Consider the following 13760-nt stretch of genomic DNA (forward strand, 5'->3'; position numbering starts at 1 on the left):
GCAACGATCGGGAGTACTTGCGTGCGTTACGGTCGCGAGATCAGCGTTTCGGCGATGAACTCCCGTACATGCGCCAGGACTTGATCGCGACCCGTGCCCGGGATGCCGACGGCCACGTGCACGCTGAAGCCGTCGAGCAGTGCGCGCATCCGGGTGGCGAACCGGTCCGGGTCGACCGCCCGGAACTCCCCCCGCGAGACCCCCTCGGCCAGGATCGCGACCAGGTCCCGGTGCCAGGCGCCCTCGATGGCGGCCTGCCGGGCGCGGGCGTCGCCGTCGGCGTTCTGCGACCGGTTCCAGACCTCCAGCCAGAGCGTCCAGTGCGGATCGCGCGGCCCGTCGGGCACGTAGACGTCCACGTACCCGTCGAGCCGTTCGCGCGCCGTCCCGGGCCGGGACAGCAGCGCGCTCCGCTCGGCGCCGAGCCGTCCCTCGCTCCACTCCAGGGTCCGCAGGAGCAGTTCGTCCTTGGTGCGGAAGTAGTAGAGCAGGTGCCCGCTGCTCATCCCCACCTGTCGGCCGAGCCCCGCCATGGTGAGCCCGTCGAGTCCGCGCTCGGCGATCGTGTCCATCGCCGCCGCGAGCACGTCCTCACGGGGCGGGGCGGCCTGGTTGCGCCGGCGGGGAGAGGACGGGACGGGATCGCTGCTCTGACTCACTCGTACGTTCTACAGGATGCGGCCGTCGGACCCGCGCCCGAAGGCGTGCAGCATGACGTCGGCGAGGTCGGCCCCGGGCACGCGGCCGCGCAGCTCGGCGAGCACGGGCGGCACGTCCTCGTCGGCGATCACCCCCAGGTACTCCTGCCGGAGGCCGTGGATCACCTCGACCAGGCCGGGGCGGAGCGCCATCCAGGCCCGGGAGGTGCGGACCTCCTCGGCCATCGCGTCCATGAACCACCTCATGACGTCGTACGGGATCTCCCGCTCGCCGAGGAACCGGACCGTCGGCTCGCACTCCGGATCCTCGTCCGGCACGACGCCCACCGCGAGCTGCCGCCGGCCGGACACCTCGTCCAGCTCCACGTACCAGGCGTCGTCGGCGACGGAGTACATGAAGGTGAGGGCGTACCGGCCGGAGGGGTGCGTGCTCATGGCCGCACGCTGTCACACGGCGTGCGGCCGTGGCGAGGCGGTTTCCCGCACCGCCGGCTGCTGCTGGGTGATGCAGTGGATGCCGCCGCCGCCGGCGAAGATCGGGCGGGCGTCCACGAGGGTCACGGTGCGCTCGGGGAAGAGGCGGCGGAAGATCTCCGCGGCGAGCTCGTCGTGGGGGTCGTCGAAGGCGCAGAGGACGACGCCGTCGTTGCACAGGTAGTGGTTGATGTACGAGTAGTCGACCCAGTCGCCCTCCTCGTCCTTGAGGACGGTCGGGGCCGGGACCTCGATGACCTCCAGGGGGCGGCCCTGGGCGTCGGTCTGGCCGCGCAGGATGCTCACGTACATCCGGGAGCGCTCGTGGTCGGGGTGGTTCGGGTCCTGCTGGCTGTGGACGAGGACCGTGCCGGGGCGGGCGAAGGCGGCGACGATGTCGACGTGGCCCTGGGTGCCGTAGAGGCCGTAGTCGCCGGCGAGGCCGTGCGGGAGCCAGATCGCCTTGGTCGTGCCGAGCTTGGCGTGGATCTCGGCCTCGACCTGCTGGCGGGTCCACTCGGGGTTGCGGCCGGGACCGAGCTGGACGGTGTCGGTGAGCAGGACGGTGCCCTCGCCGTCGACGTGTATCGCGCCGCCCTCGTTGACGAGGGGGGAGGAGAGGACGGGGACGCCGACGACGTCCGCGACGTGCCGGGCGATCTTGGAGTCGTGTTCCCAGCGGGCCCAGTCCTGGGCACCCCAGCCGTTGAACACCCAGTCCACGGCGGCCAGTTCGGTGCCGTTCGTGACGAAGGTGGGCCCGATGTCCCGCATCCAGGCGTCGTCGAGCTCGCGCTCGACCAGATCGACGTCCGGACCGAGGAGCGCGGCGGCCGACTCGGCGTCGCCGGGCGCGACGACCATCGTGACCGGCTCGAAGCGGCGGACGGCCCGCGCCACCGACGCCCAGGCGGTGCGCGCCTCGGCGAGCTCCTCCTCGTCGGTGAAGGTGGGGTTGGGGCTGGGCCAGGCCATCCAGGTGCGCTCGTGCGGCATCCACTCGGCGGGCATGCGGAAGGTCATGAGTCAGGTCCTAGAGGAAGTAGAGGCGGTTGAGGGAGACGGAGTCGGCCGCCTCGGAGCGGATGGGGGAGCCGTCGAGCGAGACGAGGCCGGTGCGGCCGTCCACCTGGACGTCGCCGACCCGGGAGTTGAGCAGGAGGTCCGCGGGCCCGATGCCCCGGGTGCCGCGGACGGCGACGCGGCGGCGGCGGGTCGGCATCGCGTCGGAGCCCAGGTCGACGGCGGCCTGTGCGACGAACGCGACCGAGATGTCGGCGGCGGTCGCCCCGTGGGCGCCGAACAGCGGTCCGAGGACGAGGGGTTCACAGGTGTCGGTGGCGGCGTTCGGGTCGCCCGTGACCCCCCACGCGGGGAAGCCGTTCTTGAGGACCATCTGCGGCTTGGCGCCGAAGTACTGCGGGCGCCACAGCACGATGTCGGCCATCTTGCCGACCTCGATGGAGCCGATCTCGTGGGCGAGGCCGTGGGCGATGGCCGGGTTGATGGTGAGCTTGGCCATGTACCGCAGGACGCGCGCGTTGTCGTCGTGCGCGCCGTCGCCCTCCAGGGGGCCCAGCTCGGCCTTCATCTTCCCGGCCATGGCGAAGGTCCGGCGTACGGTCTCGCCGGCCCTTCCCATGCCCTGCGCGTCGGAGGAGGTGATCCCGATCGCGCCGAGGTCGTGCAGGACGTCCTCCGCTCCCATCGTCCCGGCCCTGATCCGGTCGCGCGCCATGGCGGCGTCGCCGGGCAGGTCGGTCTTCAGGTCGTGGACGGAGACGATCATCCCGTAGTGCTCGGCGACCGCGTCGCGGCCGAAGGGCAGGGTGGGGTTGGTGGAGGAGCCGATGACGTTCGGCACGCCGGCCATCTTCAGGACGTTGGGGACGTGTCCGCCGCCGCAGCCCTCGATGTGGAAGGCGTGGATCGTACGGCCGTCCAGGACCTTCAGGGTGTCCTCGACCGACAGGCACTCGTTGAGGCCGTCGCTGTGCAGGGCGACCTGGACGTCGTGTTCCTCGGCGACCCGCAGGGCGGTGTCCAGGGCCCGGGTGTGGGCGCCCATGTCCTCGTGGACCTTGAAGCCCGACGCCCCGCCCTCGGCGAGTGCCTCGACCAGCGGCGCCGGGTCCGAGGAGGACCCGCGGGCCAGGAAGCCGATGTTGACCGGCCAGGCGTCGAAGGCGCCGAAGGCGTGCCGCAGGGCCCACGGCGAGTTGACGCCGACGCCCCAGACGGGGCCGAACTCCTGGCCGATGACCGTGGTGACGCCGCTGGAGAGCGAGGCCTCCATGATCCGCGGCGAGAGGAGGTGGACGTGGGTGTCGACGGCTCCGGCGGTGGCGATGAGGCCCTCGCCGGAGACGATCGAGGTGCCGGTGCCGACGACGACGTCGACGCCGTCGAGGGTGTCGGGGTTGCCGGCCCGCCCGATGGCGTGGATGCGGCCCTCGCGGATGCCGATGGACACCTTGCGGATGCCGAGCACCGCATCGATCACCAGGACGTTGCTGATCACGACGTCGCAGGTCTCGCGGACCGCCGCGGCCTTCAGGTGGAGCCCGTCGCGGGCGGTCTTGCCGAAGCCGGCGAGGAACTCGTCGCCGGGCTTCTGGGAGTCGGACTCCACCCGGACGACGAGCCCGGAGTCGCCCAGGACGACGCGGTCGCCGGCCCGGGGGCCGTGCACGGAGGCGTACTCGTACGGGTCCATCAGACGTCCTCGATTCCCAGGTAGCCGCATGCCCGCGCCCGGCGCAGGGCCTCTTCCTTCGCGCCGGGCGCGTCCAGCGGCCCGTCGACCAGGCCCGCGAAGCCGATGGCGACGCGGGCGCCGCCGATGGGCACGAGTCCCACCTCGGCCTCGCCGCCCGGGTCGAAGCGGAAGGACGCGCCGGCGGGGATGGCGAGCCGCAGGCCGTAGGCGGCGGCGCGGTCGAAGTCGAGGCGCGGGTTGGCCTCGAAGAAGTGGAAGTGCGAGGTCACGCTGACGGGGACCGTCGCGGTGTTCCGTACGAGCAGCCGGACGGCCGGCTCGGTCTCCGGGTGCCCGGGTCCCGGGAGCAGCGCGCCGGGCGCGCCGGCGCCGAGCGAGCCTCCGCCGATCGGGGCGGAGACGACCGCGAGGCGGGAGCCGTCGTCGAAGACGGCCTCGACGTGGACCTCGGTGACCACGTCGGCGACGCCGGGGAGGACGTCGTCGGGGCCGAGGACGGACCGGGCCGCCTCGATCGCCTCGGCGAGTCGCTTGCCGTCGCGGGCCGCCTCGCAGACCGTGTCCGCGATGAGCGCGGTCGCCTCGGGCACATTGAGCCGCAGGCCCCGGGCCCGGCGGGCCCGGGCCAGCTCGGCGGCGCCGAAGAGCAGCAGCCGGTCGCGTTCCGTGGGGGTCAGTCGCACGTCCGTACACCTCCTGTTTGAGCGACACTCTAAATGTAAAACGCCGTGGTTCCAAGGATTGACGTGGCCGCAACGCGTGGTTCACATTGAGCAGCACTCTAAAACTTCCCCGTCCGCCCCCGCAGGGAGTCCTCATGCCGATAGAACAGCGCGGAGTCGACACCATCCCCGAGGCCGAGCGCACCAGCGGCGCCCGCGACCTCGTCTCGATCCTGCTCGGATCCAACCTCTGCCTGGGGGTGATCGTCTTCGGCTGGCTGCCGGTCTCCTTCGGCCTCGGCTTCTGGGGCTCGGTGACCTCCGTCGTCACCGGCACCGTCGTCGGCGTCGCCGTCACCGCCCCGCTGGCGCTCGTGTCCCTCCGTACCGCGACCAACCTCTCCACCTCGTCCGGCGCCTTCTTCGGCGTCCGCGGCCGGCTCGTGGGCTCCGTGGTCGGACTGCTGCTCTCCCTCGGCTACACCGCCCTGACGCTGTGGATCGGCGGCGACGTCATGGTCGGGACCCTCGCCCGGCTGGTCGGCCTGCCGACCGGCGGCGCGGCGCACGCCACCGTCTACGCGCTGCTCGCCGCCTGCACCGTGGTCGGCGCGGTGTACGGCTACCGGCTGCTGCTGCGGCTGAGCAAGGCCCTCGCGGTCGGCATGACGGTGCTCCTCGCCGTCGGACTGGCCGCCTACGCCGGGGACTTCACGACCGCGGCGGTGCCGGACACCCCGTACCTGCTCGACTCGTTCTGGCCGACCTGGCTGCTCTCCGCGGTCGCGGCGGGCCTCAGCGGCCCGGTCGCGTTCATCACCCTGCTCGGCGACTACACCCGTTACGTCTCCCCCGAGCGCCACAGCCCGCGCAAGGTGCTGCGCGCCACCTGTCTGGGCCTGCTCGTCGGCCTGCTGGTCCCCCAGCTCTTCGGCACGTTCACCGCTCTCGCGTCCCGCGGCGGGCTCGACTACGCGGGCCCGCTCGTCGCCGCGTCGCCCGCCTGGTACCTGGTACCGCTGCTGATCGCCGCCGCCGCCGGCTCCGTCGGCAACGCCGGCCTGATGCTCTACTCGATGGGGCTCGACCTGGACGCGATCCTGCCGCGGGCCACCCGCGCGCACGCCACCCTCGTGGTCGCCGCGGTCGCGACGGCCTTCGTCTTCCTCGGCCACTTCGCCTCGGACGCGCAGACCGCGATGACCTCCTTCGTCCTGCTCCTCACGGCGATCGGCACCCCGTGGGCGGTGATCACCCTGATCGGGCACGCGCGGTGCGGCGGGACGTACGACCCCGAGGCGCTCCAGGTCTTCAACAACCGCTCGCGCGGCGGGATCTACTGGTTCTCGGCGGGCTGGCACCCGCGTGCCACCGCCTCCTGGGCGATCGGCGCGGTGGTCGGCCTGGCCGGGGTGTCGACGCCCCTCTACGAGGGACCGCTGCTCGCCCTGACGGGCGGGATCGACTGCAGCTTCGTGCTCTCGGGCATCGTGGGCGGCGCGCTGTACGCCGTCCTGACGCCGAACAGGGCTCCCGGGACCGTGACGGCCCCGGGAGCCCTGGCTGCTTCGGAGTAGCGACTAGCCCAGCTCGTGCATCCAGCCGTGGACGTCCTCGGCCTTGCCGGTCTGGATGGCGAGCAGCGCCTCGCGCAGCTTCATCGTGACCTCGCCGGGCTCGCCGCCCGACTGCTGCCACTCGCCCCGCTCGGACTTGACCGTGCCGACCGGGGTGATCACGGCGGCGGTGCCGCAGGCGAAGACCTCGGTCAGGGTGCCGTTCGCGCTGTCGGCCTGCCACTGGTCGATGGAGACGCGGCCCTCCTCCGGCTCCAGGCCGAGGTCCGCCGCCAGCCTGAGCAGCGAGTCACGGGTGATGCCGGCCAGCAGCGAACCGGTGAGGGTGGGCGTGACCAGCTTGTTCCCGTACACGAAGTACAGGTTCATGCCGCCGAGCTCCTCGACCCACTTGTGCTCCACGGCGTCGAGGTACGCGACCTGGTCGCATCCCTTCTCCGCCGCCTCGGCCTGCGCGAGCAGGGAGGCCGCGTAGTTGCCGCCGGTCTTGGCGTCGCCCACGCCGCCGGGGACGGCGCGGACGCGGTTCTCGGAGAGCCAGATGGAGACGGGCTTCACGCCGCCGGGGAAGTACGGGCCGGCCGGGGAGGCGATGACCACGAAGAGGTACTCGTTGGCCGGGCGGACGCCCAGGCCGATCTCGGTCGCGATCATGAACGGACGCAGGTAGAGCGAGGCCTCGCCACCGTGCGCCGGGACCCACGCCTTGTCCTGCCGGACAAGGAGGTCACAGGCCTCGACGAAGGTCTCGACGGGCAGCTCCGGCATGGCCAGGCGGCGGGCCGAGGCCTGGAAGCGGCGGGCGTTGGCGTCGGGGCGGAAGCTGGCGACGGAGCCGTCGGGGCGGCGGTAGGCCTTCAGGCCCTCGAAGATCTCCTGCGCGTAGTGCAGGACGTTCGTGGCCGGGTCCAGGTGCAGCGGGCCGTACGGCACGAGCTGACCGTCGTGCCAGCCGCGGCCCTCGGTCCACCGGATGGTGACCATGTGGTCGGTGAAGTGGCGGCCGAATCCCGGGTTGGCCAGGATCGCCTCGCGCTCCGCCTCGGACAGCGGGCTGGAGGAGGGCTTGAGCTCGATGGTGGGCGTCGTCATGAGTGCGTGTCCTTCACCGGTTGTGTGGGTCGGACCGCGCTCACACCTCAGTCTGCGGCTGACGTCCGGCGTACGCGGACGTCCGAGCATGCCCGCATGCCGCGGCCCCACGTTCGATTATCGCCCGTGGGGACCGGTGCACGAAACGGGTGAACACGGTCCAGGGTTCGATGGTGGCACCCTGCGGCCGCACAGGTACAGCCGCCGGGCGCAGATGCGACCCGGCGGCTGCTGTCGTCAGTCAGTCAGTCGGCCCGGGTCAGCTCGCTACTCGGGCGGCGAGCGCGTCGCCGATCTCGTCCGTCGTGCGGACGGCGTCGCCCCGCTCGGTGAGGTCGGCCGCGACGGCCTCCTCGACCCGGGCGGCCTCGGACTCGTAACCGAGGTGGCGGAGCAGGAGGGCGACGGAGAGGACGGTGGCCGTGGGATCGGCCTTGCCCTGGCCCGCGATGTCCGGCGCGGAGCCGTGGACCGGCTCGAACATGGACGGGAACTCGCCGCTCGGGTTGATGTTGCCCGAGGCGGCGACGCCGATGCCGCCGGAGACGGCCGCGGCGAGGTCGGTGATGATGTCGCCGAAGAGGTTGTCGGTGACGATCACGTCGAAGCGGGCCGGGTCGGTGACGAGGAAGATCGTCGCGGCGTCGACGTGCAGGTAGTCGGTGGTGACCTCGGGGAACTCGGCCGCGACCTTCCGGAAGATGTCGGTCCAGAGGTGACCGGCGAAGGTCAGCACGTTGTTCTTGTGGACCAGCGTCAGTTTCTTGCGCGGACGGCCCTGGGCGCGGGTGAAGGCGTCGCGGACCACGCGCTCGACACCGAAGGCGGTGTTGACCGAGACCTCGGTGGCGACCTCGTGCGGGGTGCCCTTGCGGATGGTGCCGCCGTTGCCCGTGTACGGACCCTCGGTGCCCTCGCGGACCACGACGAAGTCGATCGCGGGCTGACCGGCGAGCGGGGTGGCCACGCCGGGGAGCAGCTTCGACGGACGCAGGTTCACGTGGTGGTCGAAGGCGAAGCGGAGCTTCAGGAGGAAGCCGCGCTCCAGGACGCCGGACGGCACCGACGGGTCGCCGATGGCGCCGAGCAGGATGGCGTCGTGCTTCTTGAGGGAGGCGAGGTCGGCGTCGGTGAGGGTCTCACCGGTGGCGTGGTAGCGCTTGGCGCCGAAGTCGTACTCCTCGGTCTCCAGCTTCACGTCCTGGGGAAGGACGGCCGAGAGGATCTTGAGGCCCTGGGCCACGACCTCCTGGCCGATGCCGTCGCCGGGGATGACTGCGAGATTGATGCTGTGAGACATGTCGGCACCCTACTCTTCGTCCCATCGTCTGACACGTTCCGTCCGCCATGTGGACGAACGGACAGCCGGACGAGGGCGCGCCGGGGCGCTTCAGTGACCGGTGGAGCCGCCGTTGTCGCGGCGGTCGAGGGCGCGCTGGAGCGCGGCGGCCGCGTTCTGGCGGGCCTCGTCGCTGGGGCGGTTGGCGGAGTGGCGGACGCGGGGGGCGGTCTGAACGGCCATGGGGGATCGACTCCTTGAGATCAGTGGTGATCCGGATGTGCGGAGATCAGTGATGATCGAAGGTGCCGGAAGGGGCGGGGAGCGCCGCCGCAGGGGTTACCTGCACAGGGGCGTCGCGCTCTCGACCGCCATTCGCTGATGTAGCGAGACGTTCGGCTTCTACAAAGCTAGGGCAGGCCGCCGCATCTGTCTCCACAATTACTCGGACTTCCTACTATCTGAGACGGCGATCAGGCCGCACCGCTCCACAGCACGCGGATCGACCCCCGCACGGCGAGGGATTTCGCCTGCTCGGGCGAAGGACTTCGAGCGCATCGTGGACGCGTTCCCGGGGAGCTGCGCGGCGAGAACCCCCACGGGATGCCGGCCACCGCCTGGATCCCCACACCTATCTAGATTGCATTCCTACCTAGGTAGTGATCAGATGGGCCCATGGCCGCAGACCGCAGATCCAGCTGGCTCAAGGGAGTCCTCGACCTGCTCGTCCTCTCCTGCCTGACCGACGGTGAGAGTTACGGGTACGAGATCGCCAAGGCGCTCGCCGGGGCGGGACTCGGCGAGATCAAGGGCGGGACGCTCTATCCCGTACTGAACCGCCTGGAGCAGGCCGGCCTGGTCGAGGCCGAGTTCCGCGCCGCCGAGCGCGGGCCCGGGCGCCGCTACTACCGCCTCACCGACGCGGGCCGCACCCGGCTCACGGACGAGGGCGCGGCCTGGACGGAGTTCCACCGGGCCGTAGAGACGAGACTGCACGCAGGGGGAACCGCACCATGACCACCGACGCCTACTTCGCCGAGCTGACGGAGGCGCTGCGCGCCGCGGGCGTGCCCGAGGAGCAGATCGGCCGGACGACCGACGAACTCCGCGGGCACCTCGCGGAGACCGGGACCTCGCCGGAGGAGGAGTTCGGGCCCGCCGCCCGGTTCGCGGAGGGCCTCGGCGGACTGGCCCCGGCCCCCGGGGAGCCGGACGACGCGGCGGAGCACTGGACGTGGACCGCCGACCTCTTCAACGACCGCCGGATGCTGGCCGTCCACGGCGACCAGGGGTGGGAGGTCGAGTCGCTGGACGCCCTCGGCCGGTTCGTCTGCCGCCGGGCCCCCGACGTCGCGCTCGCCTGGGAGTACCGCCGCGAGGTGGTCAAGGGCGGGCGGCGCGCCCGGGTCCTGGACGAGCTGGAGCCGGAGGGCTGGGAGCTGTGCGGCGAGTGGCTGGTGTACGGCTACTTCAAGCGCCCGAAGGCCGCGACCGACGGCCCGGCCGGGGCGCGCCCCTCCGTCCCGGCGACCCCCGGCAAGTGGCTGTTCCTGAGCCGCCGCGGCAAGGCGCTGCTCGGCACCTGGTTCGTGGTGGTCGCCCTCGCCTACTTCGCCCTCGGCCTGCCGGGCTACGCGGTGGTCTTCATCGCCCTGGGCAGCGCCGTCACGGCCGCGCTCACCGCCAAGCTGGAGACGGACCGCGGCCGCGTCGAGGCGGCCCGCGGGAAGTGAGCCCGCGCGGCACTCCGGCCCCACCCGGCCGCCGCCACGGCCGGTCGCGGTCACAATAGGCCGCGGTCACGGCCGGCGGCGGTCACAGTCGGTCGCGGTTACGACCGGCCGCGGTCACAATCGGCCGCCGCCGCGGCTGGCCGCGGTCGCCGCCGGCGGCTCACCTTCGATCGCCGTCACCACCGAGGGCCGCCCTCGCCCATGGCCGCCACACCGGATCGTCGTCACACCGGATCGCCGTCGCGCCAGGTCGCCGTCACACCAGGTCGCCGTCGCGCCAGTCGAAGACCAGGGGGCCGGCCGGGTCCGGCAGGGCCCGGCCGGACGCCGGCCACAGGTAGACGGATCCCTCGTCCGCGGCGAGGCGGACGATCCCCGCGGGGCCGAGCGCTTCGAGCCCGCCCTCCCAGAGCGTCCAGCCGCGCCCCCGGTAGAGCGCGACCCCGTCCTCCGACGCGCTGAGTGCCCCGAGGGCGTACGCGCCGTCGATCACCCGCTCCAGCTCGGCCATGACCGCCCCGCCGAGCCCCCGCCGCCTGAGGTCGCCCCGTACGGCGACCCCTTCGACGTATCCGACGCGGTGCGAGCGGCCACGGTGCAGCACGCGCCGCAGCACGACGGCCCCGTGGGCGGCGACGCCCCGCTCGTCCTCGGTCCAGGCGTGGACGCCGCCGAGGGTGTGGTCCCAGTCGTCGTCGGAGAAGTCGCCCTCGAAGGCGGTGTCGAGCAGCTCGCGTACGGCGCGGAGCCGGGCGGCCCCGAGTTCATGGGTGGGCGCGGTCCTCACCGTCATGGGCCTCATGGGCCCACCCTCCCACGACCGGCGTAGCCTAACCCCTCAAAACGCATTGACAGGTTAATCATGGCCTGGTTGAGTCGTGCCTTAACCAGTGACACGCATATAAGGGGTTAGAACGATGTCCGTGCTGCCGACCCACCACCGCACCGTCACCGTCCGGGGACACGAGATCGCCTACCGCGAGGCCGGACCGGTCGACGCCCCCGTACTCCTCCTGCTGCACGGCTTCCCGACCAGCTCGCACATGTTCCGCGACCTGATCCCGCTGCTCGCCGACACCTACCGGCTGATCGCCCCCGACCACCTGGGCTTCGGCCGCAGCGCCGCCCCCTCGGCCGCCGAGTTCGACTACACCTTCGCCGAGCTGGCCGCGCTGACCGCCGAGTTCACCGAGGCCGTCGGCCTCGACCGGTTCGCCCTCTACATCCAGGACTACGGCGCCCCGATCGGCCTCCGGCTCGCGCTCGCCCACCCCGAGCGGATCACCGCGATCGTCACCCAGAACGGCAACGCCTACGAGGAGGGCCTCGGCGCCGAGGCCTGGGCCCCCGTCCTCGCCCTCATCGAGAACCGCACCCCCGAGACCGAGGAGCCGGTCCGCGCCATCCGCTCCCTCGACGGCATCAGGTGGCAGTACGAGACCGGTGTCCCCGCCGGATACCGCGACCGCCTGAGCCCCGACGCCTGGCACCACGACGCCGCGCTGATGGCCCGCGACGGCCAGGACGAGATCCAGCTCGGCCTCATCGCCGACTACGGCGCCAACTTCGCCCTCTACCCGGCCTTCCAGGAGTACTTCCGCACGAGCCGCGTCCCCCTCCTCGCCGTCTGGGGCGAAGGCGACCAGGTCTTCGTCCCCGCCGGCGCCGAGGCCTTCCGCCGCGACCTCCCGGACGCCGAGATCCACCTGCTCCCCACGGGCCACTTCGCCCTGGAGACCCACGCCCCGGCGATCGCGGACCTGATCGCCGACTTCCTGAAGCGCCGTGTCGGGCTCTGAACCGGGGACGGGCCGGGGACCCGCGCCGGGGCATGAGAACCGCCCCCGTCCTCAAGTTGGGGGACCGAGGAGGGGGGCGGTGTCAGGGGGCCTCTACGAGGCGGGCGGGCGTCAGCCCATGTGCGGGTAGCCGTACTCGGTCGGCGGGACCAGCGTCTCCTTGATGGCGCGGGTCAGCGTCCAGCGCATCAGGTTCTGCGGGGCGCCGGCCTTGTCGTTGGTACCGGAGGCACGGCCGCCGCCGAAGGGCTGCTGGCCGACGACGGCGCCGGTCGACTTGTCGTTGATGTAGAAGTTGCCCGCGGCGAAGCGGAGCTTCTCCATCGTGTACGCGGCGGCCGCGCGGTCGCCGGAGATGACCGAGCCGGTGAGGGCGTAGTCCGAGACCGACTCCATCTGGGTCAGCATCTCGTCGTACTTGTCGTCCTCGTAGACCAGGACGGCCAGGATCGGGCCGAAGTACTCGGCCTTGAAGACCTCGTTCTCCGGGTCGGTGCACGCGATGACGGTCGGGCGGACGAAGTAGCCCACCGAGTCGTCGTAGGTGCCGCCGGCGATGATCGTGCAGCTCGGGTCGGCCGCGGCGCGGTCGATCGCGGCCTTGTTCTTGGCGAACGAACGCTCGTCGATCACGGCGCCGATGAAGTTCGACAGGTCGGTGACGTCACCCATGGTGATGCCGTCGACCTCGGCCGCGAACTCCTCCTTGAAGCCGTCGTTCCAGATGGACGCCGGGACGTACGCACGCGAGGACGCGGAGCACTTCTGGCCCTGGAACTCGAAGGAGCCGCGGGTCAGCGCGGTCTTCAGGATCGCGCGGTCGGCGCTGGGGTGGGCGACGACGAAGTCCTTGCCGCCGGTCTCGCCGACGATCCGCGGGTACGAGCGGTACTTCTCGATGTTGTTGCCGACCGTCTTCCACAGGTGCTGGAAGGTCCGGGTCGAGCCGGTGAAGTGGATGCCGGCCAGGTCGCGGTGGTTCAGGGCCACCTCGGAGACGGCGATGCCGTCACCGGTCACCAGGTTGATGACGCCCTTGGGCAGGCCGGCCTCCTCCAGGAGCTCCATGAGGAGCACGGCGGAGTGCGTCTGCGTCGGGGACGGCTTCCAGACCACCACGTTGCCCATGAGGGCGGGAGCGGTGGGCAGGTTGCCCGCGATGGCCGTGAAGTTGAACGGCGTGATCGCGTAGACGAAGCCCTCCAGCGGGCGGTGGTCCAGACGGTTCCACACACCCGGGGAGTTGGCCGGCGGCTGCTCGGCCAGGATCTGGCGGGCGTACGCCACGTTGAAGCGCCAGAAGTCGACGAGCTCGCACGGGGTGTCGATCTCGGCCTGCTGGGCGGTCTTGGACTGGCCGAGCATGGTGGACGCGGCCAGCGTCTCGCGCCACGGGCCGGCGAGCAGCTCGGCGGCGCGCAGGATGATCGCGGCGCGGTCGTCGAAGGACATCGCGCGCCAGGCCGGGGCCGCGGCCAGGGCCGCGTCGATCGCGTCCTGGGCGTCCTGCTCGGTGGCGCCGCGGAAGGTGCCGATGACGGCCTGGTGGTTGTGCGGCTGGACGACCTTGAACTCCTCGCCGCCGCCGAGGCGCTTCACGCCGCCGATGGTCATCGGCAGCTCGCGCGGGTTCTCGGCCAGCTCCTTGAGCTTGGTCTCCAGACGGGAGCGCTCGGGGGAACCGGGGGCGTAGCTGTGCACCGGCTCGTTGACCGGAGCGGGGACCTGGGTGACAGCGTCCATGAGTCTCGATACTCCTTGTGAGA

14 protein-coding genes are annotated in these 13760 nt (G+C 71.9%); 4 read left to right on the top strand and 10 right to left on the bottom strand.

The annotated features are described in order from the left end of the window. Positions 1–26: 26 nt before the first annotated feature. The 5 genes from AC067A_RS23430 to ureA form a co-directional block, all read right to left on the bottom strand. Positions 27–572: a TetR/AcrR family transcriptional regulator gene (locus AC067A_RS23430; protein ID WP_479244465.1), complete on the bottom strand. Its 546-nt coding sequence runs from the start codon at positions 570–572 to the stop codon at positions 27–29. Positions 573–668: 96 nt separating this feature from the next. Further along, positions 669–1094 (bottom strand): hypothetical protein, encoded by a 426-nt coding sequence (locus AC067A_RS23435; RefSeq protein ID WP_479244416.1) that lies wholly within the window; start codon positions 1092–1094, stop codon positions 669–671. A 12-nt stretch (positions 1095–1106) separates the two neighbouring features. After that, on the bottom strand, positions 1107–2156 hold the full coding sequence (locus AC067A_RS23440; RefSeq protein ID WP_479244417.1) for an agmatine deiminase family protein: 1050 nt from the start codon (positions 2154–2156) through the stop codon (positions 1107–1109). 10 nt (positions 2157–2166) lie between these two features. Next, the gene (locus tag AC067A_RS23445; protein WP_479244418.1) at positions 2167–3849 is read right to left on the bottom strand and encodes an urease subunit alpha; all 1683 of its coding nucleotides are present in this window, start codon (positions 3847–3849) and stop codon (positions 2167–2169) included. Further along, complete coding sequence (ureA, locus tag AC067A_RS23450; RefSeq protein ID WP_479244419.1) at positions 3849–4535, bottom strand: urease subunit gamma; 687 nt, start codon at positions 4533–4535, stop codon at positions 3849–3851. The genes AC067A_RS23445 and ureA overlap by 1 nt, the downstream gene beginning before the upstream one ends. Positions 4536–4669: 134 nt before the next feature. On the opposite strand from ureA, the gene AC067A_RS23455 reads away from it, so the two are divergent. Then, the gene (locus tag AC067A_RS23455; RefSeq protein WP_479244420.1) at positions 4670–6091 is read left to right on the top strand and encodes a cytosine permease; all 1422 of its coding nucleotides are present in this window, start codon (positions 4670–4672) and stop codon (positions 6089–6091) included. A gap of 3 nt (positions 6092–6094) precedes the next feature. Here the strand turns inward: AC067A_RS23455 and AC067A_RS23460 are convergent, their stop codons facing one another. From AC067A_RS23460 to AC067A_RS23470, 3 genes are all read right to left on the bottom strand, one after another. Continuing rightward, the gene (locus AC067A_RS23460; protein ID WP_479244421.1) at positions 6095–7183 is read right to left on the bottom strand and encodes a branched-chain amino acid aminotransferase; all 1089 of its coding nucleotides are present in this window, start codon (positions 7181–7183) and stop codon (positions 6095–6097) included. Positions 7184–7442: 259 nt separating this feature from the next. Further along, entirely contained in the window at positions 7443–8483 is a 1041-nt protein-coding gene (locus AC067A_RS23465) for a 3-isopropylmalate dehydrogenase (RefSeq protein WP_479244422.1), read from the bottom strand. 90 nt (positions 8484–8573) lie between these two features. Continuing rightward, entirely contained in the window at positions 8574–8705 is a 132-nt protein-coding gene (locus AC067A_RS23470) for a hypothetical protein (protein WP_017235997.1), read from the bottom strand. Between the two features lie 432 nt (positions 8706–9137). On the opposite strand from AC067A_RS23470, the gene AC067A_RS23475 reads away from it, so the two are divergent. Continuing rightward, a complete protein-coding gene (locus AC067A_RS23475) occupies positions 9138–9479 on the top strand; it encodes a PadR family transcriptional regulator (RefSeq protein ID WP_017236000.1) in 342 nt (113 codons plus the stop codon). After that, positions 9476–10195 (top strand): hypothetical protein, encoded by a 720-nt coding sequence (locus AC067A_RS23480; RefSeq protein ID WP_479244423.1) that lies wholly within the window; start codon positions 9476–9478, stop codon positions 10193–10195. Before AC067A_RS23475 ends, AC067A_RS23480 begins: the two co-directional genes overlap by 4 nt. 256 nt (positions 10196–10451) lie before the next feature. Here AC067A_RS23480 and AC067A_RS23485 read toward each other — a convergent pair whose 3' ends face one another. Beyond that, positions 10452–10997: a GNAT family N-acetyltransferase gene (locus tag AC067A_RS23485; protein ID WP_479244424.1), complete on the bottom strand. Its 546-nt coding sequence runs from the start codon at positions 10995–10997 to the stop codon at positions 10452–10454. Positions 10998–11112: 115 nt separating this feature from the next. Between AC067A_RS23485 and AC067A_RS23490 the strand changes: the two genes are divergently transcribed. Further along, positions 11113–11994 carry an alpha/beta fold hydrolase gene (locus AC067A_RS23490; protein ID WP_479244425.1) on the top strand — a complete coding sequence of 294 codons (882 nt, stop codon included), beginning with the start codon at positions 11113–11115 and terminating at the stop codon, positions 11992–11994. Between the two features lie 111 nt (positions 11995–12105). On the opposite strand, the gene pruA is transcribed toward AC067A_RS23490, so the two are convergent. Further along, a complete protein-coding gene (pruA, locus tag AC067A_RS23495) occupies positions 12106–13737 on the bottom strand; it encodes an L-glutamate gamma-semialdehyde dehydrogenase (RefSeq protein WP_479244426.1) in 1632 nt (543 codons plus the stop codon). Between the last annotated feature and the right edge of the window lie 23 nt (positions 13738–13760).

Source organism: Streptomyces sp. NPDC043176 (genome assembly GCF_056436715.1).